Below are 26,269 nucleotides of genomic sequence, written 5' to 3'. Positions count from 1 at the left end.
ATGTCGAACCGTTTGCCCTATTTCGTCGCGGCCTTCGCCGTCGTCCTGTTCTTCGCCTATTCCTCGATCTTCGTGGTCAATGAGCGCGAACAGGCGATCGTCCTGCGCTTCGGCCAGATCCAGGATGTGAAGACCGAGCCAGGCCTTTATCTCAAACTGCCCTTCGCGTTCATGGATGCCGATCGCGTTCAGTATATCGAGGATCGTGCACTGCGCTTCGACCTTGACAATATCCGCGTTCAGGTTCGCGGCGGTGCCTTCTACGAAGTCGACGCCTTTGCCGTCTACCGGATCAACGATGCCCGTCGCTTCCGTGAAACGGTGTCAGGTGACCGGGACGCAGCCGAATCGCGCCTTCGCACCCGCCTCGATGCTGCACTTCGCCGCGTCTATGGTCTGCGCAATTTCGATGCGGCTCTTTCGGAGGAGCGTGGTTCGATGATGGCGGATGTTCGCAACGATCTTCAGGCGGCTGCCGGCAGCCTCGGTCTGCAGGTCACGGATGTGCGCATTCGCCGGACGGACCTCACCCAGGAAGTCTCGCAGCAGACCTTCCAGCGCATGAAGGCCGAACGTTTGGCGGAAGCGGAACTCATCCGCGCCCGCGGTAATGAAGAGAGCCAGCGTCGCCGCGCGATTGCGGATCGCCAGGTGGTCGAGCTGCAGGCCGATGCACAGCGCGATTCGGAAATCCTGCGCGGTCAAGGTGATGCCGAGCGGAACCGGATCTTTGCCGAGGCCTTCCAGCGTGATCCGGCCTTCTTCGAGTTCTATCGCTCGATGCGGGCCTATGTCGCCTCGATGAGCAACCAGGGCACGACCATGGTGCTGTCGCCCGACTCGGACTTCTTCCGCTTCTTCAACAGCGGCGTTGGTCGCAGCGACAACGCCCCTGTTGCGGCACCCGGTGGGGCTGTTGCTCCTGCTGTGCCCGCACCTGTGGCACCGGCGAATTGACGCTACGGCAGGTTCTCCGGAACCTGACGTTACGGAATACTGAAAGGGTCGGCCGAAAGGCCGGCCCTTTTTTGTTTTGCAATACGCGATCTCACGCAGTTTTCACAACGACCCATCGTGCAATGTTGCCCTTCGACGAGGAATCATGTGCTAGCTGTCGGATCGACAAGATCTGGTCGCATGTTGTGGCTATGACGCTTCCGGGAAATGTGATTTTCCGTTTCCCGGTTGCGCCCTATGTTGAAGTCGCCCTGATACTCCCAGTGAGGAAGCCGATGACCTATTCCGCCCGCCCGTCACGAAAGATCCTGCCGGCCCTGATGGTCGGAAGTGCCCTGGTGATGGGTGTTGCGAGCATGCCCTCCGTCGGAGAGGCCCGTGGGCCCGATTCGGTTGCCGATCTGGCGTCCGGCCTGCTGGGTGCTGTGGTCAACATCTCAACCTCGCAGAGCGTCAAGGAAGAGGGCGAGGGGCCGGCACCCCAAGTGCCGGAAGGCTCGCCGTTCCAGGAACTGTTCGACGACTTCTACAAGAACGGCGACAGCGGCGATAACAACAGCAAGGTCAATTCGCTGGGCTCTGGGTTCGTCATCGATCCCAAGGGCTTCATCGTCACCAACAACCACGTCATCGAGAACGCCGACGACATCGAGGTGATCTTTTCCGACGGTTCGAAGCTGAAAGCCAAACTGATCGGCACCGATACCAAGACGGATCTGTCGGTGTTGAAGGTCGAGCCGTCGCAGCCGCTGACGGCCGTCAAGTTCGGCGATTCGCGCAAGCTTCGGATCGGCGACTGGGTGATGGCGATCGGCAACCCGTTCGGGCTTGGTGGTTCTGTGACGCTCGGCATCGTTTCAGCCAGCGGACGCAATATCAATGCCGGCCCTTACGACAACTTCATTCAGACGGATGCGGCTATCAACAAGGGCAATTCCGGTGGACCGCTGTTCAACATGGATGGCGAGGTGATCGGGATCAATACGGCGATTATCTCGCCGAGTGGCGGCTCAATCGGTATCGGCTTTTCCGTGCCGACCGAGCTTGCCCAGAACATCGTCAACCAGTTGATCGAGTTCGGCGAGACGCGGCGCGGCTGGCTTGGCGTGCGCATCCAGCCGGTGTCCGACGAGGTGGCCGAAAGTCTGAAGATCGGTCGCGCCCGCGGTGCCCTGATCAGCGGCATCGTTGAGGACGGCCCGGTTGCCAAGGGGCCGATCATGGTTGGCGATATCATCGTCAGCTTCAACGGTCGGCCGGTGGCGGAAACGCGCGATCTGACGCGGATGGTGGCCGAGAGCCCGATCGGCGAACCGCTCGACGTCGTCATCCTGCGCGACGGCAAGGAGCAGACGGTAAAGGTCACCCTCGGCCTGTTGGAGGATGATGACGCGACGAGTGAGGAACCGTCGAACTCTGACCAGACGGTCGAACCGGACGAGGAAGGTCAGGATCCGGGCGCCGAGGATCAGGCTGAACAGGCTCCTGACACCGGCGAAAGCGAGGACGGCGATCAGACGGTGCCTGGCGAAACCCAACAGGCGGCTCCGGTGACGGAAGGTCTGATCGGGGTCGAGCTGACCTTGCTTGATGACGCGCAGCGTAAGTCTTTCAGCATTGCCGAGGGTGTCGAGGGCGTGTTGATCACGCGCGTGCTGCCGAATTCCAAGGCTGAAGCGAAGGGGTTGAAGGCTGGCGACGTCATTGTCGAGGTAGCGCAGGAGTTCATGCGCACGCCGCAGCAGGTGGCCGAGAAGCTGACCAAGATCAAGAGCGATGGCCGTCGCAGCGGTTACCTGATGATTGCCGACAAGGAAGGCAATCTGCGTCTGGTGGCCGTACCGCTCGAATAGAATTCAGGCGTAGCGCCGTTCGCTCCCGCCGGCGCCGGCTCTCAGAAAGGCGGCGAAGGCGTCGGCTGGCATGGGGCGGGAGACAAGATATCCCTGGATTTCACCGCAGCCCAGTTGCCGCAAGGCGACTAGCTGGTTTTGTGTTTCAACACCTTCGGCGGCCACGCTCATGCGCAGGTCCTTCGCCAGGCGGATGACGCATTCCACGATTGCGCGCCCGTCCTCGTTCGTTTCCATGTCGGAAATGAAGGACTGGTCGATCTTCAATTTGTCGAAGCGGAAGCGGCGGAGATAGCTCAGCGACGAGAAGCCGGTGCCGAAGTCGTCGAGGGCGATGCGGATCCCGAGCTTGCTCAGGGTCTTCAAGGTCTGCTCGACGGCCGGTGTCGAATTCATGAGTAGGCTTTCTGTCACCTCAAGCTCCAGGCGACCCGGGCGCATGGCATTCGCCTTCAACGCGTTCTCGACCATAGGGACGAGGCCCGGGCTCAGAAACTGGCGAGAGGAAAGGTTGACGGCGACACGGACATCGTCTGGCCAGTTCGCCGACACCCGGCAGGCTTCGCGCAGTACCCAGGCGCCGATGCTGGTGATGAGGCCGGTCTCTTCGGCAATCGGAATGAATTCCGCGGGGCTGATCGGACCAAGACGCGTGTGGTTCCAACGCAATAGCGCTTCGGCGCAGACCACTTGGTGGCTCTGCGCATCAATCAGCGGCTGGAAATACAGCTCCAGTGTGCTGAGGCTGACCGCCAGCGCCAGTTCCTGTTCGATCAGATTGCGGCGACGCGCCGTGGCATCGAGAGACGAGTCGAAATAGCGGAAGCGATTGCGACCGTCGGCCTTGGCTCGATACAAAGCGAGATCCGCGTTGCGGATCAACTGGTCCGGATCGGTTCCGTCGACCGGTGCGCAGGCAAGACCTATGCTGACGCCGATATGGGCGGTGCCGGAGCGCAGGTGGAAGGGCTGTCCCAGTCGCTTGATGATGCGGGTGGCGAGATGCCCGGCGCTTTTCGGATCTTCTCCAGACATATGGAGGATGACGAACTCGTCGCCGCCCAGGCGGGCCAGCGTGTCGCCTTCGCTGCAGAGCTGCTGCAACAGGCCGGCTACTTCACGCAGCAACTCGTCACCGCCAGCATGGCCATGGTTGTCGTTGACTTGCTTGAAACGGTCGAGATCGAGAAGGAGCAGTGAAAATCCGTCGCCGTGTCGTTCCAGCCGGGAGACGGCGCGGGCGAGATCTTCGTTGAGCAGAACACGGTTGCCCACGTCCGTCAGCGGATCATGGCGCGCCATGTGCTCGATCCGCAGCCGCGTCTGACGGTTTGTGGTGACGTCGCGCCCAACTCCGCGGTAGCCGATGAAGCGGCCGCTTTCATCATGTATCGCCTTGGCGGTCAGCGACCAGATGCCCAGCTCGCCGCCCTGTTCGACGCAGATATCGACATCGCGAAAGGACTGACGGGCTTCGAGCTTACGGCGGAAGCTCTCGCGATCCTCGATCTGTTCGATTTCCGTCATGAAATGCATGGCAAAGGGGATGGCATCGATGATGGGCTTGCCGACAATGAGGCTGTCCGGGGCAGCAAGTTTCTCGCAGAACCGGCTTGATGCGCGTTCAAGACGGAGATTCTCGTCAGCGCCCCAGAGCCAGTCGGCGGTATTCTGTTCGAAATCGTTGAGCAGCAGACCGATGACATCCCGCTGTTCGTCGGCAGCCATCTTGGCGCGGACCTTCTCCGTCAGGCTTTCGCATACCGCCAGCGAGGAGCGGACAATGATGGCGGCGAAGATGGCATAGAGGGAGAAAAGATAGAAGCCGACGACTGAGGCATTGCTGCCAAGTGCAATGGCCGCCCCGAGACCCACGATGCCGCAAAAGACGACAGAGGCGGGCGGGACTGTTGCGAGTGCAAAACCGCCGCCACCCGCCATGCCGACAGTCAGCGCAATCAGAACCATGCGCTGGGTTTCCGTCGCATCGGCATAGGCAACAATCGCAAGGGATGCCCAGAGCCCGCTGAGGATCGCGGCATGCAGGACCGCCTTGCGCGTGCCGCGTTCGCTTGCCTGCTCGCGCGGTGCCCGTGACCGGGACTTCCACCACTTGAAGGCCGTCGTGATTGCGATGGTGATCAGCATTGCGCAGATCAGGTTGACGGCGAGCGACGAAGGGCTGCCCCAGAAGGCGATCGCCGCGAGAGCGGCGTTGCCGATATTGGCGGCCATCATCCAGGGTGTGTTCTGACCGACGATCGACATGCGGATCGCGCGGATGCGCGGCGCTTCTTCCGCCGTCTGGCCGGCTTCACCCAGGCGCCAGAAGCGGTTGCTCCACGAGGATTTGGTGGCAGTCGAATGCGCCGAGAGAAGGTCTGTCATGCCGGACAGTATAGGCGGGACGCTTTAAAGGCGCGTAAATTGCTGAATTAGCCTTGTCTGCAATTGGTCGAAATTGCCCGTTCGGCTTGCTTTCGCGCAGAAAAGCACATGGTTTTTCAGATGCGGATGGCTGTCTGGCACGGAAGGGTGATCGAAGTCGCGCCCGTCAAGCTGCTGCATCTCGAGCCTTTGCATCACGGCAATCGAGCGCGTGTTGCCCTTGACGGCGAAGGCGTAGATCTCGGCCAGATGCCGCTCATTGAAGGCTAAGTCGAGAAGGGCGCGCCCCGCTTCGGTGACGTATCCCTTGCCCCAGAAGCGTGTCGCGAGCCGCCAGCCGATTTCAAAGGAGTCCTCGGGCAGTATTCCGGGCAGAGCGACCCTCGCTATGCCGCAAAAGCCCATGGCCTCGTCGGTTTGCCGATCAGCAAGAGCGTAAAAGCCGTAGCCGGTCTCCTCAATCATCGCCCGCAGCCTCTCTTGCAATTCGTCACATTCTTCGTGGCTGCGGCGCATGGGGAAGAATTCCATGACCTTGGGATCGCGGTTGATCTCGCGGAAGAGATCCCGGTCCTTGTCCAGCCAGTTTCGGAGCGTCAGTCGTTCAGTCTGAAGGATAATCGCCATGGCGCTTGCAGTGCTACGAAAGGACGAAGTCGGACTTGCGGTAACCCTGGAGATAGAGGAGGGCCGTCAGATCGGCATGATCGATGCGGATCTTCGCTTCGGCAGCCACTGAGGGCTTGGCATGCAGGGCGACGCCGGAGCCCGCGATGTCGAGCATTCCGAGATCGTTGGCACCATCGCCGACGGCAAGCGAATCCTGCGGCGAGATACCGAGGGTGTTTGCGATCTCGACAAGCGAGTCGACCTTTGCCTGGCGACCGAGAATGGGTTCCGCGACTTCGCCGGTCAGGACGCCGTTTTCCTCGATGAGTGTATTCGCGCGGTTTTCATCGAAGCCGAGGACGGCGGCAATTCGGGCGGTAAAAACGGTGAAGCCGCCGGAGACAAGGGCGGTATAGCCGCCACGCGCCTTCATGGTGGCAATGAGTTCCCGTCCGCCGGGAGTGAGCGTGATGCGCTTGGCGATGACCTCGTCGACCACCGAGATCGGCAGGCCTTTCAGGAGAGCGACGCGCTCCCTGAGCGCCGGCTCGAAGGCGATCTCGCCGTTCATGGCACGCGCAGTGATGGCAGAGACCTTATCCTTGAGCCCCACTTCTGCTGCGAGTTCGTCGATGCATTCCTGCCCGATCATCGTTGAGTCCATGTCGGCAATCAGGAAACGCTTGCGCCTGACCTCGGCAATCTGGACGGCGACATCGACGGCAAGGCCGGCAACGGCCTCGCGCAACTGCGCTTCTGCGGCAAGGGCATCCTGCCCATCGGGCAGCGGAATGTCGCAGGCGACGCCGTCGGCAAGCCAGTAGAGACGCGACGACTTGACTGCATCGGCAGCGCGTTCGGCGACGTCGGTGTTGAGGATGGGATTTGACGGATTGGCGACAAGCGTGGCAACGAAGGCCATGATGCAAGATCCTGGAAAGACGACAGAGGCCATCCTGATAACCGGGCCGACCGCCAGCGGCAAGTCCGCACTGGCGCTCGCTTTCGCCCGGCGGCATGGCGGCGTGGTGATCAATGCCGACAGCATGCAGGTCTATGATACGTTGAGGGTGGTTACCGCACGACCCGACGACAGCGAGATGGAGGGCGTTGATCACTACCTCTATGGCCATGTGCCGGCAGGCGCCTCCTATTCGACCGGCGACTGGCTGCGCGAGATGACCTTGCTGCTCGATGTCTTGAAAGGGCAGGGCCGGCTGCCGGTCGTGGTCGGCGGCACCGGGCTTTATTTCAAGGCTTTGACGGGTGGGCTATCCGAAATGCCTCAGATCCCGGAGGCGCTGCGCGAAAGGCTTCGGGCGCGCCTGATCGCCGAGGGGCCGGAGGTTCTACATGCGGAACTCGCAGCTAGGGATTCGGCCGTCGCTGCAGGGTTGAACCCCAACGACGGGCAACGCATCGTGCGGGCGCTGGAGGTTGTCGAAGCCACGGGTCAGTCCATCGATCACTTTCGCCGCCAGGCCGGCCCCATGCTGGTCGACCCCGACAAAGCGATGAAACTTGTCGTACTGCCCGAACGTAAGCTCCTGCATCAGCGTATCGACCGACGTTTCGCGCAAATGATGGATCAGGGGGGCGTCGAAGAGGTGAAGGCGCTGCTTGCCCTTCATCTTCCGCCGGAAATGCCCGTGATGAAGGCGATCGGCGTGTCGCAGATCGCCGCCATGCTTAGGGGTGAGGTCACGCGCGACGTGGCGATCGAAAGAGCGTCGGCTGCCACCCGGCAATATGCCAAGCGTCAGATGACCTGGTTTCGCAACCAGATGGACGAGAGCTGGGAGCGGATCGATCCAGCATCGTATCGGGTCGATTGACCATCCGGTCAGTCGCGCTTGTAGAGGCTCGACAGTGGCTTCTTGAGGATGCTTTCGCGGAGCGACGGCCCGCTTCCGTCCCGCCTGAGGGGCTGCGCGCCGAAGGATGGGGCGGGAGTTTCTGCCTGATAGGCGGGTGCCGGCTCTGCACGCCTGAGCACGTCACTCTCGCTCGCACGCGGCAGCATGTCAGGCCGGTAAGGCTCGATCGTTGGCGTCTGGGCAGCCGTGAAAGCCTGGCGCAGAGGGGCTGGCTCGTATTCCGTCCTCGAGACGGCCGGCGGCGTCGCTGCAGGGGCAGCAAAACGCGAAACCTGGGGCACGTCGTCCGCGATGGACTCGTCGTCGAGATCTTCGTCGTCATAGAGACCGTCCGGCGCCATCGGCACGTCGCGGCCTCCCATGCTGTTTTCGAACTGCTGCTGGAAGGCTGAGATATCCGGCCCTGCAATAGCACGCATACGGGACACGATCGAGCGGAGGTCGACCGTGTCAGGCGTCTCCTCAGTGATCTTGGCGTTGACGCCGTTGGCCTTCGGCAGAAGCTGCTCGCCCACCCGGGTGAAGCGCATGCGCATCGGAACGGCAATTGCCTCGCCGAAGGCGATCGCTTCGCCATTGCCGATCGAGGAGATGAAGCTCGTGGTCGAGATCGAGCTGTCCGGGATGGCCGAGCGGATAATCTCCTGGTCACGGTCGTTTGCCAGTCGCATGGCAAACAGCGTCGAGCACTGCGACAGGATCGTCTGGTCGAGTTCACCCGGACGCTGAGTGATTACACCGAGAGAGACGCCGTATTTGCGTCCTTCCTTGGCAATGCGTGCAATCGCCTGACGGGTGGGGAAGAAGCCGAGCGATGGATCAGCCGGGACGTATCGATGAGCCTCTTCGCAGACGACCAGCATGTGTATAGCGCCGTTCGACCAAAGCGCGATCTCGAAGGCCATGCGGCACAGCACCGACGCAACGGAATTCACGACTTCCGAGGGAATGCCCGATAGCTGGAAAGTGGAGATCGGCCTGTCTTCCCCCGGAATGCGGAAGATATGGGCGATCGTCTCCATGATCGTGTCGCTGATCGTGTTGTTGGAGAACATGAAGTGATAGCGCGGATCATTGATCGCGGCCATGATGCGCATCTTCAGCGAGCGCAGGAATGGCTTTTCACCGCGGCCTTCCAGCCGCCCAATCCGCTCGTCGATCAGGGCCATGAGGTCTGCGATACGGTAGGGAACGGGTGTGTCCGCCGTCATCGAACTCTTGTCGGCCGCTCGGCGCATCAGAGCGCTTTCATTGCCGCGGAAGGCGCGCTTCGCCTCTGGCAGCAGGTCGCGCAGGATGTCGAGCTCTTCAGGAACCGGCGGGCGGCCGCGGAAGAGCACTTCGGCAAATTCCTCAAGGCGCATCAGCCAGAAGGGCAGGTCGAGCGTGTCTGTGTCGATGACGACGGCCAGATCCGGGAAGGCTGCGGCAAATTCGTTGTGCGGATCGAGGATCAGGATGCGCAGCTTCGGATCGCTCTCGATCGCCTTGCGCAGCAGGAGCGATACGGCGGTGGACTTGCCGACACCGGTCGAGCCGACGACGGCGAAATGCTTCGACAACATGGACGGGATGTGGATGGCAGCATCGATCGACTCGTCCTGCGTCAGCTTGCCGATGACGGCAGTGTCGCCGTGATGGGTATCGTAGATGCGCAGAAGATCAGCGGCTCTTATCCGATGGGCGATGGCACCAAGATAGGGATAGCAGGAAATGCCGGTGGAGAAGACTTCCTGACCGGTTGCGCTGACATGCACTTCTCCGAGCAGTTCGACCTCGATCAGGAACTCGTTGTCGTCGCCTTCGCCCCAGTTTTTCGAACCGGTCTGCATGGAGTAGGCGAGTGCGACCACGCGGTTGCGTCCGACGCTGATCGAAATCAGACGCCCGACCGACCAGAGCTCGGTCAAATCGGTCCCGCCTTGTTCGGCGACTGCGGCAATCGTGGCGCGCGAACCATTGCAGGCGACGACTCGTCCCAGCATTCGGTTGCCCGGCCGCATTCCATCGCGGCGCTCTTTGTCTCCGGCGTCACCGGACTTGTGAAGATCATCGTTCGACAAGTGCATTCTCCCTGCTCGCGCGAGGGTATGAACAATCGCTTAAAACTTTGTGTAGGCGGGTAGCCCGGTGGTAAGAGTTGCGGCGGGAACGCAATAAAACTGCGTCGAAGGCGACGAAATTTGTTAAATGATGCGTTGACGCTCGACGGCTTTCTGGCTAACACTTCGCATCATGAAAAACTCGATCGCACTTATCGTGGTGGGAAGGCGCATGGGCAGGATGGTGTAACCATCCGGCGACAGCCACCCATGCGCTAGATGACAGGCTCCCTCAAGGGGCCTTTTTTTATGCCCAAATCCGGGCTATCAGCCCCAAAAATCCAGAAGGCAGATGGAAACACAGCATGACGGGTAAAGATAATCAGATGACTGGCGCCGAGATCGTCCTGCGCGCGCTGAAGGATAACGGCGTCGAGCATATCTTCGGCTATCCTGGCGGTGCCGTGCTGCCGATCTATGACGAGATCTTCCAGCAGGACGACATCCAGCACATTCTCGTGCGTCACGAGCAGGGCGCCGGCCATGCGGCCGAAGGTTATGCCCGTTCCACCGGCAAGGTCGGGGTTGTCCTCGTTACTTCTGGTCCTGGTGCCACCAACGTCGTCACGCCGCTGCAGGACGCGCTGATGGACAGCGTGCCGCTCGTCTGCATCTCCGGCCAGGTTCCGACCTCGCTGATCGGCTCCGATGCCTTCCAGGAATGTGATACCGTCGGCATCACGCGGCCCTGCACCAAACACAACTGGCTGGTCAAGGACGTCAACCAGCTGGCGAGCGTCATTCATGAGGCCTTCCGCATCGCCCAGACCGGCCGTCCGGGTCCTGTTCTCGTCGATGTGCCGAAGGACATCCAGTTTGCCACCGGCACCTATACGCCGCCGGATGCACACAAGCCGCTGAAGAGCTACCAGCCGAAGGTTTCGGGAGATTCGCGCGCCATTCAGGCCGCCGTCGAACTGATGGCGTCTGCTCGCCGCCCGATCATCTATTCCGGTGGCGGCGTCGTCAATTCCGGTCCGGAAGCAACCAAGCTGCTGCGCGAGCTGGTCGGTCTCACCGACTTCCCGATCACCTCGACCCTGATGGGTCTGGGCTGCTATCCGGCTTCAGGCAAGAACTGGCTCGGCATGCTGGGCATGCACGGTTCCTACGAAGCCAACATGGCGATGCATGATTGCGACGTCATGGTCTGTATCGGTGCACGCTTCGACGACCGTATCACGGGTCGCTTGAACGCATTTTCGCCGAATTCGAAGAAGATCCATATCGACATCGACCCGTCGTCGATCAACAAGAACGTTCGGGTCGACGTGCCGATCACCGGCGATGTCGGGCGGGTGCTTGAGGACATGGTCCGTGCCTGGCGGGCTCTGCCGAAGAAGCCGGAGGCTTCGCAGACGGCTGACTGGAATACGAGCATCGCCAAGTGGCGCGCTCGCAATTCCTTCGCCTACACCCCGTCGCGCGACGTCATCATGCCGCAATACGCCCTGCAGCGCCTCTATGAGCTGACGAAGGATCGCGACACCTACATCACGACGGAAGTCGGTCAGCACCAGATGTGGGCAGCCCAGTATATCGGCTTCGAGCAGCCGAACCGCTGGATGACCTCGGGTGGCCTCGGCACCATGGGTTACGGCCTGCCGGCGGCGCTGGGCGTTCAGGTCGCGCATCGTGACGCGCTGGTCATCGACGTTGCGGGTGATGCCTCGATCCAGATGTGCATCCAGGAAATGTCCTGCGCGATCCAGCACGAGCTGCCGGTCAAGGTATTCATCTTGAACAACCAGTACATGGGTATGGTTCGTCAATGGCAGCAGTTGCTGCATGGCAACCGCCTGTCGAACTCCTACACGGAAGCTATGCCAGATTTCGTCAAGCTGGCGGAAGCCTATGGTGCGGTCGGTCTGCGTTGCGAGAAGCCTGACGATCTGGACGGTGCGATCCAGGAGATGATCGACGTGAAGAAGCCGGTTATCTTCGACTGCCGGGTTGCCAATCTCGCCAATTGCTTCCCGATGATCCCGTCGGGCAAGGCGCATAACGAGATGCTGTTGCCGGATGAGGCAACCGACGAAGCCGTCGCCACCGCCATTGATGCAAAGGGCCGTCAGCTCGTCTGACCGGGAGGAAAAATCATGAACGCACACCTTCAACCAACCGGCTCTGCCTACTTCATCGCCAAGGAAACCGCCGCCGTCGAGAGCCATACGCTCTCGGTGCTGGTCGACAACGAGCCGGGCGTGCTTGCCCGGGTCATCGGCCTGTTTTCCGGTCGTGGCTACAATATCGAAAGCCTCACGGTGTCGGAAACGGAGCATGAGGCGCATCTGTCGCGCATCACCATCGTGACCCGCGGCACGCCAAGCGTGCTCGAGCAGATCAAGGCGCAGCTGGAGCGGATCGTGCCGGTCCACCGTGTGCTCGATCTCACCGTGCGCGCCCGCGAACTCGGCCAGGAGCGGCCGATCGAGCGGGAAGTGGCGCTGGTAAAGGTGGTTTCGACCGGCGACATGCGTGCCGAGACACTGCGGCTCGCCGATGCCTTCCACGCCAAGGTCGTTGACGCCACGGTCGAACACTTCATCTTCGAGATCACGGGCAAGTCGTCGAAGATCGATCAGTTCGTCTCGATCATGAAGCCGCTCGGCCTCAACGAGATCTGCCGCACCGGGATCGCCGCGATGAACCGTGGCTCGCAAGGCATGTAAGGAGTTCGGTCATTGCCGAATTGCGTAAGGGCGATCCTTCGGGTTGCCCTTTTTCGTTGGTGCTGATCAGGCGTCCATGCCGAGCAGGTCGAGAAGGCCCATCTGCTGCGGCGGGGGCGGAGCGGGCTGTTCCGCCTTCTTCACCTTGTCGCCTTTTGCCTTGGTTGGCATTTTTGCCGATACTTCCGCGTCCGCGGTAGAGGACTTCGGCTTCGACTTGCCTTTGTTCTCTGCCTTTGCGTTGCCGGTGTCGAGGCTGTCAGCTTTGCTTTCCGCAGACGCGTCGATCGTCTCCAGCATGGACTTCAGGGCGTGCCGGAGGGCCTCGGGCCTCAGACTGTAATGGATGTACTGCCCCTTCTTCTCACCTTCGATCAGCTCGGCATTTTCGAGGATCGACAGATGCTGGGAGATGGAGGGTTTCGCCATGTCGAAGCGGGCAGCGATCTCGCCGGCGGTGAGGGTCGATTGCGACAAATGCACCAGCATCATGCGACGTGGATCAGAAGCCAATGCGTGAAACACGCGTGAGGACGTCTTGTCCATTGCCGGATGAACATCCGTCTTGTTCTTCTTCGCCATATCGCCCCCGCCTATGCAGCCACGCTCTGGATTTTTCCAGAATTAGGAAATCTCCTAATTTCCTGAAGGACTGACGTAAAGGCCATATCCCACAGGGCCTGTGGACAGCGCATGCCTTGGTTCCTGTCAAATCATCTCGAGCGGCATTTTGCGCGCAGGCGGCGGGAAGGCGGCGTCGAGGCGGGCCCAATCCTCGTCTGATATGTCGAGATCGACGGCGTTGCGGTTCTCCTGCAACCGGCGCAGGTTCGAGGTCTTCGGGATCGGCATCACGCCATCGCGCTCAAGCAGGAAGGCCAGCGCCACCTGCGCCGGCGTCGCCTGATAGGCTTTTGCGACATGGATCAGTTCCGAGTTGTGAAGGATGCGGCCCTGTTCGATCGGGGAATATGCCATGACCGGGATCTTGTGCCCCTGGCACCAGGGGAGGAGATCGAATTCGATACCGCGGCGCGAAAGATTGTAGAGCACCTGGTTGACCGCGCACTTGTCGCCGTCCGGGATTGAAAACAGTTCCTCCATATCGTCCACGTCGAAGTTCGAGACACCCCAGGCGCCGATGCGGCCGGCCTGCTTCAATTCTTCCATGGCCGCGACTGTGTCTTCCAGCGGTTGCTCGCCGCGCCAATGCAAAAGGTAGAGATCGAGGCGATCAGTTCCGAGCCGATGCAGCGACCGTGTGCAGGCGGCGATCGTGCCGTCGTAACTTGCGTTCCAGGGCAGGACCTTCGAGACCAGAAAAGCCTCGTCGCGGCGATCCTTGAGGGCTTCGCCGACGACCTGTTCGGCACCGCCGTCGGCATACATTTCGGCCGTGTCGATGACCGTCATGCCAAGATCGAGCGCCAGCCTGATGGCGTCGATCTCTGCCGGCGCCTCGGCTTTGTTCTCGCCCATCATCCAGGTGCCGAAGCCGAGCGAGGGAACAGTCGTCCCGTCGGGGAGGGCGAGGCTGGGGATCTGGTCTTCCATGGTCTTCTCCTCGGCATGACGGCTGGAGGATAACAACCGCGCAGCATCTGGCAAGCCATCGATTGGTGCGCGCTGTCGACGGACCAAGCGTGTCACGGGGACAAGAAGCGACTGGCAAGGTGGGCGGCAAGCTTTATGCTGGCGGTCAAGAATCCAGGAGACCCCCTTGTCCGCCGATACCCTGTTTGCGCTTATCCTGTTTGCCTTTGCCACGTCGATCACGCCGGGCCCGAACAACATGATGCTGTTTGCCTCCGGTGTGAACTTCGGTTTTCGCCGCACCATCCCGCACATGCTGGGGATCGGTGTCGGTTTCTTCTCGCTGCTACTCGGGGTCGGGCTCGGGCTCGGCGCGCTGCTCTCCGCCTATCCGCCGGCCTTCATCGGCTTGAAGATCGCTGGCGGACTCTATTTGCTCTGGATCGCCTGGAAGATCGGTTCCTCCCGGACGATGGGCGAGGGGGAAGCCAAGGCGGCGCCCATGTCCTTCCTCTCGGCTGCTGCCTTCCAGTGGGTCAATCCGAAGGCCTGGGTGATGGCGGTGACGGCCATGGCGGTCTATCCGAATCCCGAGCATTATGCTTTGACGGTGGGGATTGTCGCGCTGGTCTTTGCCCTGGTGAATTTCCCGGCCGTGTCGATCTGGGCCGGGTTCGGTTCGGCGCTCAGGGAGTGGCTGGCGGTGCCGGTACGATTGAAATGGTTCAACATAACAATGGCCGTCGCTCTGGTTTTGAGCCTGTGGCCGATGCTGAAATAGGAGTGCGCATGTCAGGGCATCATCACGACCATGATCACGCGCATGAGCATGACCATGATCACGACAACCATTATTCCGACATGCAGGCGCGGGTGAAGGCGCTGGAAACGCTGTTGACCGAGAAAGGCCTGATCGACCCGGCCGCGATCGATGCGATCGTCGAGACCTATGAGACCAAGGTGGGTCCGAGAAACGGTGCGCGGGTCGTGGCCAACGCCTGGGCCGATCCTGCCTTTGCCGCCTGGCTGAAGCGGGATGCGACGGCGGCGATTGCAAGCCTCGGTTATACGGGCCGTCAGGGAGAGCATATGCGGGCGGTATTCAACACGCCCGACACCCACAATCTCGTCGTCTGCACGCTCTGCTCCTGTTACCCCTGGTCTGTGCTCGGCCTGCCGCCCGTCTGGTACAAGGCGCCGGCCTACCGATCGCGAGCCGTCATCGACCCGCGTGGCGTGCTTTCCGAATTCGGCGTGACACTTCCATCCACGACGAAAATCCGTGTGTGGGATTCGACGGCGGAACTGCGGTACCTGGTCATTCCGCTCCGCCCCGACGGTACCGAGGGTTGGGGCGAGGACGCTCTTTCAGATCTCGTCACCCGCGATGCGATGATCGGAACCGGTCTGGCGCTTTCACCGGAGACGCTGCGATGAACGGGCCGCACGATCTCGGGGGGCAGATGGGTTTCGGACCGGTGGCGCCGGAAGCGGACGAACCGATTTTCCATGCAGACTGGGAGAAGCGGGCGCTCGGGCTGACGCTGTCCTGCGGTGCGTTCGGTGCGTGGAGCATCGACGAGAGCCGGCATGCGCGCGAGACGATCCCGCCGGCCGACTATCTCGCTGCAAGCTATTACGAAGTGTGGATCCGCGGGATCGACATGCTGCTGGAGCGGCATGGATTTGCGAGCGCGGAAGAATTGCGGACGGGCCGTGCGCTCGGAAGCGGTGCCGTGCCAAAACGGGTGCTGAAGGCCGAGATGGTGGAGGGCGTTTTGGCGCGCGGCGGTCCTTGCGACCGGCCCGTTGATGTCAAGCCACGCTTTGCGGTCGGGGACCGGGTCAGAACGAAGAATTTTCATCCCACCGGTCATACCCGGCTGCCGCGCTATGCGAGAGCCAAGTGCGGGATCGTCGAGGCGGTACAGGGCGGGTTCGTCTTTCCCGACGACAATGCACATGGTCGCGGAGAGAACCCGCAATGGGTCTATACCGTCGTGTTTACCGGGGCCGAGATCTGGGGCGAGGGCGCCGATCCCAGCCTGACCGTGTCCATCGATGCCTGGGAGAGCTATCTTGAGCGCGTGTGAGACAGCGTCGCCGCTTCGCGGTTCGCCGGGCCTGCCGCTATCGGGCGAGGGAGAGCCGGTCTTTGCCGAGCCATGGCAGGCACAGGCTTTCGGTATGACGGTGCATCTTCATCAGCGTGGTCTGTTTACCTGGGCCGAATGGGCGGCGGCCCTGTCGGCGCAGTTGCACCTGCCTGACCGCGCGACGGATGGCAGTGACTATTTCGATGCCTGGGTCGCCGCTCTAACAGGACTGCTGTTCGACAAAGGGCTGGCGGACCCGGTGACCGTGCAGGCTCTGCAGGAGAGCTGGCAGAGGGCGGCGGAAGCGACACCGCATGGCTCGCCCATCGAACTTGCCAACGATCCGCTGCGGGCCTGATGTCCATGATTTGTTCTGCTTTCTTCGGCTTTTGCCTTGCATCGGGCCAACGAATCCGCGCATGACCTAGGCCATGCAATTCGCGCCCCAGCAAGACGAGGCCCTCAAGGCCGTTTCGAAATGGCTGAAGGAGGGGAAGACCCCTGTCTTCCGGCTGTTCGGCTATGCCGGAACGGGCAAGACGACGCTCGCCAAACATTTCGCCGAACATGTCGATGGCGATGTGCTGTTTGCCGCCTTTACCGGCAAGGCGGCGCAGGTCTTGCGCTCGCGGGGCGCATCGAATGCCAAGACAATTCACTCGCTCATTTATCGCCCGCGCGGCGAAGAGGCGGTGGAAGACGAGGAAACCGGCAAGACCTCGATCGCGCCGATGTTTTCGATCAACCGGCAGAGCCCGGTTGCCAAGGCGGCCCTGATCGTCATCGACGAATGCTCGATGGTTGACGAGGCGCTCGGGCGTGACCTGATGAGTTTTGGCACGCCGATCCTGGTGCTCGGCGATCCCGGCCAGCTGCCGCCCGTCTCCGGTGGTGGTTTCTTCACCGACCAGGAATCCGATTATCTGCTCACGGAAATTCACCGCCAGGCGCGCGACAACCCGATCATCCAACTCGCGATGCATATCCGCGAGGGCAAGGAGATTATGTATGGCGACTATGGCTCGACGGCACGGGTGATCTCGAAGAACGAGGTGACGCAGGACCTCGTGCTTGGAGCCGATCAGGTGCTGGTCGGGACCAACAAGACGCGGCGCCGCTACAACATGCGCCTGCGGGAGTTGAAAGGCTTCACGGTCGATTATCCGCAAGCCGGCGACAAGCTGGTCTGCCTGAGGAATGATCAGGTGAAGGGTCTGCTGAACGGCTCGCTCTGGCAGGTGATGACCTCGTCGCGCGAGACGGTGAAGCCGGGGATAAATCTCCTGATCAAGCCCGAAGACGACGACATGGATCGCGGTGCGGCCAAGATCAAACTTCTGAAGGCGGCCTTCGAGGACATCGAGACCGAAGTGCCGTGGTCGACCCGCAAGCGCTACGACGAGTTCGACTACGGCTATGCACTGACGGTGCACAAGGCCCAGGGCTCGCAGTGGAACGACGTGGTGCTGTTCGACGAGAGCTGGGCGTTTCGCGATACGCGCGAGCGCTGGCTTTACACAGCCGTCACCCGCGCGGCAGAGACGCTCACCATCGTCCGGTGAGCGCCATCTGGTTCACCGGGATTTGAGAGCCGCGAGCGTTGACATCAGTTCCATCGTGTCCTTGCCGGAGGTCTTCGCGATTTCGGCGAGCGGCTTGGCGCTGTCGGCTGCGGTGAAGCCCTTTTCTCTTAACGCGGCCACGACTTCGACATCGGATTTCCCGAGCAGCGGCGCCACCTGTGCCGGTGTGCCGGACGCGACAATGTTGACCATGGCGAAGGCGGGGTTGCCGCCTGGGCTGTTCGTCGTCCCCATGATTGCCGGCCCGGCGAAGACAAGACCGGCCACGAGACAAAGTCCGAGCGAGAGCACCATCGGCGGACGCTTGAAGTAGCCGAGAAACGGTCGCCAGTTCCTCCAGACATGCAGCAGGAAGGGCAGGATCAGCACCATGCTCAACCATTCGTGCATCTCGCGAAAGGCTGAAGCGCCAAGGTGAAAGAACAGCGCGATGCCGGAAATCAGGGAGACCAGGAAGAACCCGGTGGTCAAGGGCGTGGCGTAGCGTGAAAGATAGGAAGGCATGGCGAACCTGCGAATTGTTGACATGACGCGGGTTCTAACGATCGGTTCGGCGTCCGTCCCGTTACAAACTCTCCACCTTTGACGATGGGCAAACCTTGCTTCAGCTGATCACTATACCGAGGAGCACGGCTTTGGCGACGGCCTGGAAGCGGTTCTGTGCACCGACCTTGCCGACGATCTGCTGCTCGATATCGTCGACTTCCGACACCTTCATCTCCAGCGTGCGCGCGATCCGGATGGTCGTATAGCCCTCGGCCATCAACTGCAGGCAGTTCCGTTCGATGTCGGTGAGTTCAGGGCCGCTCCGCTTGGGGGCATGCCGCGCACTCGCCGGGTCCTCGTTCTCAAGGAGCGCATTCACCTGCTGCAGTTGCCGATGCACCATGGAAAGACCGGCTGCCAGTTCACGACGACGGGTCGCCAGAGCTTCCTCGAAGATCAGGTTTGCCTCCGCTTTGGACTTGGCAGTGGCGAGCAGTTCGAAGAGGTCCTGGATGACAGAGATCGGCATGCCGATCTCGCGGCAGACATTGATGACAGCCATGCGTGCGATGTCGCCGTGCTGGTAGACGCGCATCAATCCGATGCGGCTGGCCTCGATCAGGCCTTTCTCCTCGTAGAAGTGCAGGGTGCGGTGCGTGACGCCAAAGCGCTCGGCCATGTCGGCAATGGCCACCGATTCCAGCGGCAGATCGCTGATCGGGATGATATCCGGCAGGATCACATCCTGTCGTTTGCGCGTGAGAGCTTTTGAAATGGGTTGCAGATGGTGTGGTCCGTTCGGCATGTCCCCTCCAATGGTTTTGCGGTCCGCCCTTTGCCGGACGTCTCTCGCCTGTTCCTGTCCTCAACTCCTTCTGTTCCGTTTTCCGGATTCGGCCGCCAGACTCGCTGCCGCAGATCTAGAATACACGATATATTCGTAAATGTTAAAATAACTTTGTCATGAAGCTTGTAAGGCTCTGTGAAGCCTGTTGCCGGCCGGGAAGGTGGTCAGCTGTGGGCGCAGGTGAGCGCGAGTAGATGGGGAATTTCCGCAATCACATCCGTGGTCTTCTCAAGACCCGGCCATTCCTGCTGGTGCCGAAGTGCGCGCAGATAGGCAGCGTCCGAGCGGTCGAGGCTGTAGCGATAGGTTGCGTCGAGGCACTGCATCGCACTCGTGGAAAGGCCGTGGGCATGGCAGAACTGGTAGATGCGGCCCGGGATGGTCAGATTGGCGCCGGCGAATTCGTTGGCCGCGGCGCCCAGCTTCAGGATGTCATCCGACACCGGGATCGTGCGATCGTCATCCAGCAATTCGGTCCCAGTGCGGAGATGGCGCAGGCTGATCCGAAGGGCGGCATTGTCTTTGAGACTAGCCTCAAGTTCGAAATGCAAGGGATCTGCGAGACCGCCTGTGGTCAAGGGCCGTTCACCGATAGGCGCGATGCAGACGGCCCACAGACGGTTCTGCCAAAGCCTGATGGCATTCAAGAAGACGGAGCTTCCGTCGCTCACGTCGGTGGGAGGGGCGAAGAAGAGTTTCGGCAAGTCCTGTACGGGGCCCGTCGGATCCATGCGCGTCCGGCGGGTCAAGGTATTCAGGTCCCGGAGGAGACCGCCATCGACGCCTTCGTCCTTCGTCGCCCGTGAGACGCCGGCCAGTTCATAGACCGGTGCATAGCCGCCAAGGGGGATGCGTATGCGCAGGGGTTCGTCGCGGCCTTCTTGTGCGTAGAATAGGTTGAGCAGTTTGCGCAGCTTGCCCGCCTGGACCCGGACAAGCGGATCGGTGCCCGGATCAAAACCTTCGCCCCGGCTGAAGACGTCGATGCCGATCGTGTAGCCCTTCAACTGATGGGCGAGGCCCAGCTGCTCCATCTCGACCACGAATTTCAGGAAGCAGCGCAGCCTTTCCGAGCGCGCGAAGGTGCGGCTTCGCAGCACCCTTTGCAAAGCCTCCGCCACCATCGCGTTATCAATCCTCAGTCCCGTCGTCATGCGTACTCCAAGCCGTGCCGGCGCATGCTGCGGTGGGTCACCGTCAACAGGCCGATACTTGTGAGATCCGTCACAATCATTAAGCTGACTAATGGAAAGCGCGGTAGGGTCAATACCCTAAAGTCTAGGAGGGTCTGCCGGGTTTGTTCTCTTGCCCATCCATCAGCCGCGCCGATCAGTTCATCTGCAATTCTGGTTGGTCTTCTGGCGCGGGATGTCCTACATCTGCGGCCAGTCATTCCCGCCTCGGAACAGAAATCATGCCCGCCCAGCTCTCCGTGAACCTCAATGCCATCGCAATGCTGCGTAACCGCCGTGATCTTCCCTGGCCTGATGTCGCGCATCTCGGGCGGATTGCGCTTCAAGCCGGCGCAAGCGGGCTGACCGTGCATCCGCGGCCGGACCAGAGGCATATTCGCTTTTCCGACCTGCCCACTCTGCGGGCCCTGATCGACGACGAGTTTCCGAAGGCGGAATTCAACATCGAGGGCTATCCCACGGAAGAGTTCCTGGCGCTCTGCGAGGCGGTCGAGCCGGAACAGGTCACGCTCGTTCCGGATGATCCGTCTCAGGCCACATCCGACCATGGATGGGATCTGGTGAAGCATCAGGAATTTCTGAAGCAGGTGGTGGGACGTCTGAGCAATGGCGGGATGCGCGTTTCGCTTTTCGTCGACGGCGATGGACGGGCCGAGCCGATGCGGCTTGCGAAGACGACAGGGGTAGAACGGGTCGAACTTTATACCGGGCCTTATGGCGGCTGCTTTGACGATCCAGAGGCCGCACGGCACGAGGTGGAGCTGCTCGGTCGCACGGCAGATGCGGCAAAGGCCGAAGGACTGGCGGTCAATGCCGGTCATGATCTCACCGTCGCCAACCTGCCGCTTTTGGCAAAGCGCATCCCGCATCTCGCCGAGGTTTCGATTGGCCACGGGCTGACGGCCGATGCGCTCGAGTATGGGATGGCGGAGACGGTTCGCCGGTTCTGCCGGGCCTGCGGCCAGGCGATCTGAACGATCGCCTGAGCGGCTAGTCTGGTCGTCAGGCGGCACGCATCCCGATTGCGTTCTCAAGGACGAAATCAACGGCAGCCTGGGCGTGGATCGTGGTCGAATCATAGCCGGGAAGGGGAAGGGCGTTCGGATCGAGGATCAGGCAGATCTCGGTGCAGCCGAGGATAACGCTGTCTGCGCCTTCCGCCTTTGCTTTCTCGATAATCGCGAGCAGCCTCTCGCGGGACTGATCCCGGATATGACCGGCGCAGAGTTCCTCGAAGATGATGTCATGGGTTGCTGTGCGACCGTCTGCGTCAGGCACCATGATCTCCATACCATTCCGCTTCATGCGTTCGGCATAGAAGGGATGCTCCATCGTATAGCGGGTCGCGAGCAGCAGCGGGCGCTTCGCGCCGCCGGCCTTCAGCGCTTGCGCGGTCACGTCGATGATGTTGATGAGCGGAACCGAAAGGCCAGTTTCAACGTCGTCGGCAACCATGTGCATGGTGTTGGTGCAGATCAGGATGCAACCGGCGCCAGCCTTTTCCAGCCCCGTCGCAACGTCTGATAGGCGCTTGGCTGCCAGATCCCAACGACCGGATTTCTGCAATGCGACGATCTCTGCAAAATTCACCGAGTGCATCAGCACTTCTGCCGAAGCGAGGCCGCCCAGCCGAGTCCGCACGGCTTCATTGACCTGTCGGTAATAGACCGCCGAACTTTCGAAACTCATCCCGCCGATTAGGCCAATCGTCTTCATGGTGCATCTCCCTGTGTGAATGGAGACATGATGCCGCGGGAGGTGCGGGATGTGGTTGCGAATTTTCACGCTCTGCGGCGCCTTGGCGCCATTAATCCGGCGCGCTATAAGCGTTTTGCGCAATCAGCTTGCGCAGGGGTTGAAGGAAGGCGGGGAGAGATGGCGTGATTGACGAAAGGGACAGGAAGATTCTCGAACTCCTGCAGCAGGATGCGACCATCTCGATTGCTGATCTCGCGGAGCGGGTGTCCTTGTCTACCTCCGCCTGCTCCCGGCGTGTCCAGAAACTGGAGGAACAGGGCTACATCGCCCGGCGCATCGTCGTGCTCGACCGTAACAAAAGTGGCGTGCCGACGACGGTCTATGCTCTAGTGAAGACCGCACATCACGCCGATGACTGGATCGAGGAGTTTCGTCGCGCGATCAGCGACATCCCGGAAATCGTCGAGGCCCATCGGCTGACGGGCCATTACGATTACATCCTGAAAATGGTTCTGCCGCGGGTCGAGCATTACGACGTCGTCTATCGGCGACTGGTCAAGCGGGTCGAATTGTTCGACGTCTCGGCATCGATTTCGATGGAGACGCTGAAACACGGCCTCGCCGTGCCTGTCGATTACGCGCGGTGAGCTACTCCGGCTTGGGCAGGGTCTTGTCGTTGCGGCATTTGCTGATCGGCAGTTGCATGAAGCTGTAGATGGCCGTGACGCGGCCGACGAAACTGTCGCCGAAATCACTGCTGCGTTCAGTCTCGACTTTCATGCAGCCGCATGCATAGCCGTAATATCCGTTGGTCTCGACGAAATCGCCGGCGCTGAAGTCGGGCATGTTTTCCATGCCGAGAGGCTCTTGATCGGAGCCTTGTGCCAGCAGCATCCACGAACCGTCCCTGTCATCCAGCCAGTAGTTGCCCGGGGTCGGGTTCTCGATCCAGCCGCATCGGTTGTCCGCAGCGATCGCCGTGCTTGCGGCGGCCAGGATGAAGGCGAGGGATAGAATGAGCGGGTATGTGCGCATGGAGGCTCCTTGGATCGGAGCCCAGAATAGTGCTCTGTGTTGCCGTAGAAAACCGCCAAGGTTGGGCATAGCAGAGCAGGGCGAAAGATCCCGGAGGTGGTCCGGGATCTTTCAACAGACGCAGTGATCAATATTCGTTGGACAAGGTGCGTCCGACGAGTGTCACCGACCGGTCCGGGTTCACCCGGTAGATCTCGCGTACTTCGCGCCCATCGGCGTCGGTGAAACTGTGGAAGAAGCGAGTGCCAACGGGCGCTTCTTCGACATGAACTTCAGCCTGGTCATAGGTGATGGATCCGCGAATCGGTTCCACATTGGCGATTGCGGTCGATCCCGCGACAACGGCCATGAGGGCCGAGGAATAAATGGTTTTCATGGGGATGCCCCTTATTTAAACGGTCAGTCGTTTGTATTCAAACGTCGATCCAGCCGGCCGTCGCTCAGCTTGCGCCCGGCGGTGGTCTTGCATGTCAGGCTTCGGTAGGGTCAGATCGCGCGACTAAATGGTCGATCGCGACGTCAGAGGCGCTTTAGATGATCGTCGTCGCAGGCCGCCGACCTGGAAAGCGCGCACCGCGACAGGAACCGTTGCGCCTGTCTTGGCTATGGTCGGTATCGTCATCGTCATTCTGATCGTCAGCACAGCCAGGGCGATCGGCAACCATGCCGGAAGATTTGCGACTGCTGCTGCTAGAGTGTTCATCGACGTAGATATCCTGTGCTGCATCGAACTGCTCGGTTCGATGTGACTGATTTGGCGTATCTCAAGCTGATTTTCAATACCCCTTTGCGCACAATCGAACTGATCGGTTCTGCGAAAACCGTGGAGAGGCGCGTTGTTTTGTAGGAAAAGATTGTTCTAAAACAGAATCTTAGCGCAACGAGCTACTGTCATTTTGTTGTAACATATAATCGTTATTTTTCGTTCTGATCACCGTTTTGTGAGGCTGCCTCGGCTGAGGACGTGCCGCCTGCGGTGGCGGTTCTGGCCTCCAATTAGTGCGCGCCGTCAGCGCTTCGATGAAAAATCGAGAAATAACCCAAATCGTGGCAGACCGGCTTGACCTCTGCTCCGCGTATCGGCATACAGGCGGGAACCGTACCGTACGGTACTTGGAGTTCCGCATGTCCGTCGACACCAGTCAAAGTTCAGAGTTCACACCGCGCCAGAACGCCGTGTTGGCCGAGGCGTTGCGTCTGCTCGTCGAAGGGGGAGACAAGGCCGTCACCACGGCGGGTCTCGCACGCGCCGCCAATTGTTCGAAGGAAAGCCTCTACAAGTGGTTCGGTGATCGTGACGGTCTGTTGTCGGCGATGATTTCCTATCAGGCGAGCAAGGTTCGCACCTTCGAGCGACCCGGTGAGCGCCTGACTGTGGCGACCCTGACCGACCATCTCGACGTTTTCGCTTGTGACCTGCTGGAGGTTCTGGCAGGCGACGTGTCGCTTGCGCTCAACCGTTTGGCAATCGGCCAGTCGAGCCGCGACGGATCGAAGCTCGGTACGCTGTTGCTCGAACGCGGTCGTCGCCAGATCGACCGTCGGGCGCGGGCGCTGCTCGATGCCGGCCAACGCGACGGACTGTTGCGCTTCGGCGACGGCGAGGAAGCCTATCGGACACTCTACGGCCTGATCGTTAGCGATCTGCATGTGCGCATGCTTCTCGGCGAGGCCCCTCAGACACAGAAATTCGGTGCGCGCGCTGCAAAGGCGGTTTCCGCCTTCCTCGCGCTCTACGGCACCGACCGCGTTTCGGCGGGACTGGACGGGGCTTCCCGTGCCGGCGCGTCGATCAACAACATCCACCACAACTGACAAAGCATAGGGAAGGATACTACAATGCGCGTCTATTACGATCGTGATGCGGACTTGAACCTGATCAAGTCCAAGAAGGTTGCCATCATCGGCTACGGTTCCCAGGGTCGCGCCCATGCGCTGAACCTGAAGGATTCCGGCGCCCAGAACGTCGTGATCGCGCTGAAGGCCGGTTCCGCCACGATCAAGAAGGCCGAGGCCGATGGCTTCAAGGTCATGACCGTTGCCGAAGCCGCTGCCTGGGCCGACCTGATGATGATGGCAACGCCTGACGAACTGCAGGCCGACATCTACAAGGCCGACATCGCCGGCAATATCCGTGACGGCGCCGCGATTGCCTTCGCGCACGGCCTCAACGTCCATTTCGGCCTCATCGAGCCGAAGTCGACCGTCGACGTCGTCATGATCGCGCCGAAGGGCCCGGGCCACACGGTTCGCGGCGAATACCAGAAGGGCGGCGGCGTTCCCTGCCTCGTTGCCATCCATCACAATGCTTCGGGCAACGCCCTTGAACTCGCACTCTCCTACGCCTGCGGCGTTGGCGGCGGCCGTTCGGGCATCATCGAAACTTCCTTCAAGGAAGAGTGTGAAACCGACCTCTTCGGCGAACAGGTCGTTCTCTGCGGCGGTCTGGTCGAACTGATCCGCGCTGGCTTCGAGACGCTGGTCGAAGGTGGCTACGCGCCGGAAATGGCCTATTTCGAGTGCCTGCACGAAGTGAAGCTGATCGTCGACCTGATTTATGAAGGCGGCATCGCCAACATGAACTACTCGATCTCGAACACGGCCGAGTGGGGCGAATACGTCACCGGTCCGCGCATCATCACGGCTGAAACCAAGGCTGAAATGAAGCGCGTCCTGCACGACATCCAGACCGGCAAGTTCACCTCGGACTGGATGCAGGAATACCGCGCCGGTGCGGCCCGCTTCAAGGGCATCCGCCGCATGAACGACAGCCACCAGATCGAAGAAGTCGGTGCCAAGCTCCGCGCCATGATGCCGTGGATCGGCAAGAACAAGCTGGTGGACAAGGCGAAGAACTAAGTCCTTCGCATCTGTCTGATACGACAAAGCCGGGGAGGGGGACCTCTCCGGCTTTTTCGCGTCCTGTCCTCGATGGGGCGGGCGTATGGTCATGCGATCGCCCGCAGCGCCGTCGCGACGCGCGCTGCAAAGAGCAGCATGCCGAGGATCGTCAGGATTGAGCCCACAATCGCTGGTCCCTCGGTCATGCCGAGTACAGCCATCGCAATGCCCGGGATCATGATCCACAGGCCGAGGGTTGCCACACCGACGTGGATCTTCGCCAGTCGTGTGTCAGCGGCTCCTGGGACTGCGTGGTAATACAGGCCGTAAATGGCCATCGACACCCAACCCAGCAGATTGAGGTGCGCATGGGCCGTCATCAGCGAGTGGTCGTGCGAGGCGGCCATGACAATGCCGAAGGCCATGCCGGCCAGGGCGTAGACCGCTGCTGAAACGATACAAAAATATGCCAATCCGCGCATGAGGCGAACCTTTCGAT

28 protein-coding genes are annotated in these 26,269 nt (G+C 60.9%); 15 read left to right on the top strand and 13 right to left on the bottom strand.

The genetic code is table 11. From position 1 onward, the window contains the following. Entirely contained in the window at positions 1-957 is a 957-nt protein-coding gene (gene hflC / locus ASE36_RS10210) for a protease modulator HflC (RefSeq protein WP_062278894.1), read from the top strand. A 275-nt stretch (positions 958-1,232) separates the two neighbouring features. Next, on the top strand, positions 1,233-2,810 hold the full coding sequence (locus tag ASE36_RS10205; protein WP_062278892.1) for a Do family serine endopeptidase: 1,578 nt from the start codon (positions 1,233-1,235) through the stop codon (positions 2,808-2,810). Between the two features lie 3 nt (positions 2,811-2,813). Here ASE36_RS10205 and ASE36_RS10200 read toward each other — a convergent pair whose 3' ends face one another. Genes ASE36_RS10200 through serB form a run of 3 tightly spaced genes read right to left on the bottom strand, consistent with a single transcriptional unit; the run spans position 2,814 to position 6,729 of the window. Beyond that, positions 2,814-5,198, bottom strand: a complete 2,385-nt coding sequence (locus ASE36_RS10200) for a putative bifunctional diguanylate cyclase/phosphodiesterase (RefSeq protein ID WP_062278889.1) — start codon at positions 5,196-5,198, stop codon at positions 2,814-2,816. A 24-nt stretch (positions 5,199-5,222) separates the two neighbouring features. Further along, the gene (locus tag ASE36_RS10195) at positions 5,223-5,825 is read right to left on the bottom strand and encodes a GNAT family N-acetyltransferase (RefSeq protein ID WP_062278886.1); all 603 of its coding nucleotides are present in this window, start codon (positions 5,823-5,825) and stop codon (positions 5,223-5,225) included. A gap of 13 nt (positions 5,826-5,838) precedes the next feature. Then, the gene (gene serB, locus ASE36_RS10190; RefSeq protein ID WP_062278884.1) at positions 5,839-6,729 is read right to left on the bottom strand and encodes a phosphoserine phosphatase SerB; all 891 of its coding nucleotides are present in this window, start codon (positions 6,727-6,729) and stop codon (positions 5,839-5,841) included. Here serB and miaA point away from each other — a divergent pair. Continuing rightward, positions 6,728-7,642 (top strand): tRNA (adenosine(37)-N6)-dimethylallyltransferase MiaA, encoded by a 915-nt coding sequence (gene miaA / locus ASE36_RS10185; RefSeq protein WP_156378627.1) that lies wholly within the window; start codon positions 6,728-6,730, stop codon positions 7,640-7,642. The two genes, serB and miaA, sit on opposite strands and share 2 nt — an antisense overlap. An 8-nt stretch (positions 7,643-7,650) precedes the next feature. Here miaA and ASE36_RS10180 read toward each other — a convergent pair whose 3' ends face one another. Beyond that, positions 7,651-9,747, bottom strand: a complete 2,097-nt coding sequence (locus ASE36_RS10180; RefSeq protein WP_062278879.1) for an ATP-binding protein — start codon at positions 9,745-9,747, stop codon at positions 7,651-7,653. Between the two features lie 365 nt (positions 9,748-10,112). Between ASE36_RS10180 and ASE36_RS10175 the strand changes: the two genes are divergently transcribed. Together ASE36_RS10175 and ilvN are read left to right on the top strand one after the other, a co-directional pair. Continuing rightward, positions 10,113-11,870, top strand: coding sequence for an acetolactate synthase 3 large subunit (locus tag ASE36_RS10175; protein WP_413813658.1), 1,758 nt, complete (start codon positions 10,113-10,115; stop codon positions 11,868-11,870). Positions 11,871-11,885: 15 nt separating this feature from the next. Further along, positions 11,886-12,458: an acetolactate synthase small subunit gene (gene ilvN / locus ASE36_RS10170; protein ID WP_062278874.1), complete on the top strand. Its 573-nt coding sequence runs from the start codon at positions 11,886-11,888 to the stop codon at positions 12,456-12,458. Between the two features lie 66 nt (positions 12,459-12,524). On the opposite strand, the gene ASE36_RS23160 is transcribed toward ilvN, so the two are convergent. Next, on the bottom strand, positions 12,525-13,040 hold the full coding sequence (locus tag ASE36_RS23160; RefSeq protein WP_062278871.1) for a metalloregulator ArsR/SmtB family transcription factor: 516 nt from the start codon (positions 13,038-13,040) through the stop codon (positions 12,525-12,527). A 126-nt stretch (positions 13,041-13,166) separates the two neighbouring features. Then, a complete protein-coding gene (locus tag ASE36_RS10160; protein WP_062278868.1) occupies positions 13,167-14,012 on the bottom strand; it encodes an aldo/keto reductase in 846 nt (281 codons plus the stop codon). A 166-nt stretch (positions 14,013-14,178) separates the two neighbouring features. Here ASE36_RS10160 and ASE36_RS10155 point away from each other — a divergent pair, with 166 nt between their 5' ends. The 5 genes from ASE36_RS10155 to ASE36_RS10135 all read left to right on the top strand — a co-directional run bounded on the left by ASE36_RS10155 (position 14,179) and on the right by ASE36_RS10135 (position 17,649). Next, positions 14,179-14,772, top strand: a complete 594-nt coding sequence (locus ASE36_RS10155) for a LysE family translocator (RefSeq protein WP_062278865.1) — start codon at positions 14,179-14,181, stop codon at positions 14,770-14,772. Between the two features lie 8 nt (positions 14,773-14,780). Continuing rightward, positions 14,781-15,428, top strand: coding sequence for a nitrile hydratase subunit alpha (nthA, locus tag ASE36_RS10150; protein ID WP_062281212.1), 648 nt, complete (start codon positions 14,781-14,783; stop codon positions 15,426-15,428). Then, positions 15,425-16,084 (top strand): nitrile hydratase subunit beta, encoded by a 660-nt coding sequence (nthB, locus tag ASE36_RS10145; RefSeq protein WP_062278863.1) that lies wholly within the window; start codon positions 15,425-15,427, stop codon positions 16,082-16,084. The genes nthA and nthB overlap by 4 nt, the downstream gene beginning before the upstream one ends. Then, positions 16,071-16,445 carry a nitrile hydratase accessory protein gene (locus ASE36_RS10140; RefSeq protein WP_062278861.1) on the top strand — a complete coding sequence of 125 codons (375 nt, stop codon included), beginning with the start codon at positions 16,071-16,073 and terminating at the stop codon, positions 16,443-16,445. Before nthB ends, ASE36_RS10140 begins: the two co-directional genes overlap by 14 nt. Before the next feature lie 73 nt (positions 16,446-16,518). Further along, positions 16,519-17,649 carry an ATP-dependent DNA helicase gene (locus ASE36_RS10135; RefSeq protein WP_062278859.1) on the top strand — a complete coding sequence of 377 codons (1,131 nt, stop codon included), beginning with the start codon at positions 16,519-16,521 and terminating at the stop codon, positions 17,647-17,649. A 12-nt stretch (positions 17,650-17,661) separates the two neighbouring features. Here ASE36_RS10135 and ASE36_RS10130 read toward each other — a convergent pair whose 3' ends face one another. The 3 genes from ASE36_RS10130 to ASE36_RS10120 form a co-directional block, all read right to left on the bottom strand. Beyond that, entirely contained in the window at positions 17,662-18,174 is a 513-nt protein-coding gene (locus ASE36_RS10130; protein WP_062278857.1) for a DUF4405 domain-containing protein, read from the bottom strand. 100 nt (positions 18,175-18,274) lie between these two features. Then, entirely contained in the window at positions 18,275-18,961 is a 687-nt protein-coding gene (locus ASE36_RS10125; RefSeq protein WP_062278854.1) for a MerR family transcriptional regulator, read from the bottom strand. Between the two features lie 206 nt (positions 18,962-19,167). Further along, the gene (locus ASE36_RS10120) at positions 19,168-20,157 is read right to left on the bottom strand and encodes a hypothetical protein (RefSeq protein WP_156378626.1); all 990 of its coding nucleotides are present in this window, start codon (positions 20,155-20,157) and stop codon (positions 19,168-19,170) included. 260 nt (positions 20,158-20,417) lie between these two features. Here ASE36_RS10120 and ASE36_RS10115 point away from each other — a divergent pair, with 260 nt between their 5' ends. Next, entirely contained in the window at positions 20,418-21,170 is a 753-nt protein-coding gene (locus ASE36_RS10115) for a pyridoxine 5'-phosphate synthase (protein WP_062278849.1), read from the top strand. Positions 21,171-21,198: 28 nt separating this feature from the next. Here ASE36_RS10115 and ASE36_RS10110 read toward each other — a convergent pair whose 3' ends face one another. Then, complete coding sequence (locus tag ASE36_RS10110) at positions 21,199-21,912, bottom strand: aspartate/glutamate racemase family protein (RefSeq protein WP_062278847.1); 714 nt, start codon at positions 21,910-21,912, stop codon at positions 21,199-21,201. A gap of 164 nt (positions 21,913-22,076) precedes the next feature. Here ASE36_RS10110 and ASE36_RS10105 point away from each other — a divergent pair, with 164 nt between their 5' ends. After that, positions 22,077-22,541 (top strand): Lrp/AsnC family transcriptional regulator, encoded by a 465-nt coding sequence (locus ASE36_RS10105; protein ID WP_062278845.1) that lies wholly within the window; start codon positions 22,077-22,079, stop codon positions 22,539-22,541. Between the two features lies 1 nt (position 22,542). Here the strand turns inward: ASE36_RS10105 and ASE36_RS10100 are convergent, their stop codons facing one another. Further along, positions 22,543-22,929: a DUF4087 domain-containing protein gene (locus ASE36_RS10100; protein WP_062278842.1), complete on the bottom strand. Its 387-nt coding sequence runs from the start codon at positions 22,927-22,929 to the stop codon at positions 22,543-22,545. Between the two features lie 127 nt (positions 22,930-23,056). Beyond that, on the bottom strand, positions 23,057-23,305 hold the full coding sequence (locus tag ASE36_RS10095) for a hypothetical protein (RefSeq protein ID WP_062278840.1): 249 nt from the start codon (positions 23,303-23,305) through the stop codon (positions 23,057-23,059). A 127-nt stretch (positions 23,306-23,432) separates the two neighbouring features. On the opposite strand from ASE36_RS10095, the gene ASE36_RS22570 reads away from it, so the two are divergent. From ASE36_RS22570 to ilvC, 3 genes are all read left to right on the top strand, one after another. Further along, positions 23,433-23,678 (top strand): hypothetical protein, encoded by a 246-nt coding sequence (locus ASE36_RS22570; protein WP_156378625.1) that lies wholly within the window; start codon positions 23,433-23,435, stop codon positions 23,676-23,678. Between the two features lie 376 nt (positions 23,679-24,054). Beyond that, positions 24,055-24,744, top strand: coding sequence for a TetR/AcrR family transcriptional regulator (locus ASE36_RS10090; protein WP_062278838.1), 690 nt, complete (start codon positions 24,055-24,057; stop codon positions 24,742-24,744). A gap of 24 nt (positions 24,745-24,768) precedes the next feature. Then, entirely contained in the window at positions 24,769-25,788 is a 1,020-nt protein-coding gene (gene ilvC / locus ASE36_RS10085) for a ketol-acid reductoisomerase (protein ID WP_062278836.1), read from the top strand. Positions 25,789-25,877: 89 nt separating this feature from the next. Here the strand turns inward: ilvC and ASE36_RS10080 are convergent, their stop codons facing one another. Further along, on the bottom strand, positions 25,878-26,252 hold the full coding sequence (locus tag ASE36_RS10080; RefSeq protein WP_062278834.1) for a hypothetical protein: 375 nt from the start codon (positions 26,250-26,252) through the stop codon (positions 25,878-25,880). Positions 26,253-26,269 lie beyond the last annotated feature (17 nt).

The sequence above is a fragment of the Rhizobium sp. Root274 genome, assembly GCF_001429245.1.
Classification (GTDB): Bacteria; Pseudomonadota; Alphaproteobacteria; order Rhizobiales; family Rhizobiaceae; genus Allorhizobium.
This window is presented reverse-complemented; position numbering and strand designations above follow the sequence as displayed.

Excerpts from the sequence above, each read along its gene's own strand:
- nthA (WP_062281212.1), top strand. The coding sequence starts at position 14,781 with ATGTCAGGGCATCATCACGACCATGATCACGCGCATGAGCATGACCAT.
- ASE36_RS10160 (WP_062278868.1), bottom strand. The coding sequence starts at position 14,012 with ATGGAAGACCAGATCCCCAGCCTCGCCCTCCCCGACGGGACGACTGTT.
- ASE36_RS10115 (WP_062278849.1), top strand. The coding sequence starts at position 20,418 with ATGCCCGCCCAGCTCTCCGTGAACCTCAATGCCATCGCAATGCTGCGT.
- ASE36_RS10175 (WP_413813658.1), top strand. The coding sequence starts at position 10,113 with ATGACTGGCGCCGAGATCGTCCTGCGCGCGCTGAAGGATAACGGCGTC.
- ASE36_RS23160 (WP_062278871.1), bottom strand. The coding sequence starts at position 13,040 with ATGGCGAAGAAGAACAAGACGGATGTTCATCCGGCAATGGACAAGACG.
- ASE36_RS10120 (WP_156378626.1), bottom strand. The coding sequence starts at position 20,157 with ATGACGACGGGACTGAGGATTGATAACGCGATGGTGGCGGAGGCTTTG.
- ASE36_RS10205 (WP_062278892.1), top strand. The coding sequence starts at position 1,233 with ATGACCTATTCCGCCCGCCCGTCACGAAAGATCCTGCCGGCCCTGATG.
- miaA (WP_156378627.1), top strand. The coding sequence starts at position 6,728 with ATGATGCAAGATCCTGGAAAGACGACAGAGGCCATCCTGATAACCGGG.
- ilvN (WP_062278874.1), top strand. The coding sequence starts at position 11,886 with ATGAACGCACACCTTCAACCAACCGGCTCTGCCTACTTCATCGCCAAG.
- ASE36_RS10200 (WP_062278889.1), bottom strand. The coding sequence starts at position 5,198 with ATGACAGACCTTCTCTCGGCGCATTCGACTGCCACCAAATCCTCGTGG.
- ilvC (WP_062278836.1), top strand. The coding sequence starts at position 24,769 with ATGCGCGTCTATTACGATCGTGATGCGGACTTGAACCTGATCAAGTCC.
- ASE36_RS10080 (WP_062278834.1), bottom strand. The coding sequence starts at position 26,252 with ATGCGCGGATTGGCATATTTTTGTATCGTTTCAGCAGCGGTCTACGCC.
- ASE36_RS10100 (WP_062278842.1), bottom strand. The coding sequence starts at position 22,929 with ATGCGCACATACCCGCTCATTCTATCCCTCGCCTTCATCCTGGCCGCC.
- ASE36_RS10110 (WP_062278847.1), bottom strand. The coding sequence starts at position 21,912 with ATGAAGACGATTGGCCTAATCGGCGGGATGAGTTTCGAAAGTTCGGCG.
- ASE36_RS10090 (WP_062278838.1), top strand. The coding sequence starts at position 24,055 with ATGTCCGTCGACACCAGTCAAAGTTCAGAGTTCACACCGCGCCAGAAC.
- nthB (WP_062278863.1), top strand. The coding sequence starts at position 15,425 with ATGAACGGGCCGCACGATCTCGGGGGGCAGATGGGTTTCGGACCGGTG.
- ASE36_RS10195 (WP_062278886.1), bottom strand. The coding sequence starts at position 5,825 with ATGGCGATTATCCTTCAGACTGAACGACTGACGCTCCGAAACTGGCTG.
- ASE36_RS22570 (WP_156378625.1), top strand. The coding sequence starts at position 23,433 with ATGGTCGATCGCGACGTCAGAGGCGCTTTAGATGATCGTCGTCGCAGG.
- ASE36_RS10135 (WP_062278859.1), top strand. The coding sequence starts at position 16,519 with ATGCAATTCGCGCCCCAGCAAGACGAGGCCCTCAAGGCCGTTTCGAAA.
- ASE36_RS10095 (WP_062278840.1), bottom strand. The coding sequence starts at position 23,305 with ATGAAAACCATTTATTCCTCGGCCCTCATGGCCGTTGTCGCGGGATCG.
- serB (WP_062278884.1), bottom strand. The coding sequence starts at position 6,729 with ATGGCCTTCGTTGCCACGCTTGTCGCCAATCCGTCAAATCCCATCCTC.
- ASE36_RS10125 (WP_062278854.1), bottom strand. The coding sequence starts at position 18,961 with ATGCCGAACGGACCACACCATCTGCAACCCATTTCAAAAGCTCTCACG.
- ASE36_RS10130 (WP_062278857.1), bottom strand. The coding sequence starts at position 18,174 with ATGCCTTCCTATCTTTCACGCTACGCCACGCCCTTGACCACCGGGTTC.
- hflC (WP_062278894.1), top strand. The coding sequence starts at position 1 with ATGTCGAACCGTTTGCCCTATTTCGTCGCGGCCTTCGCCGTCGTCCTG.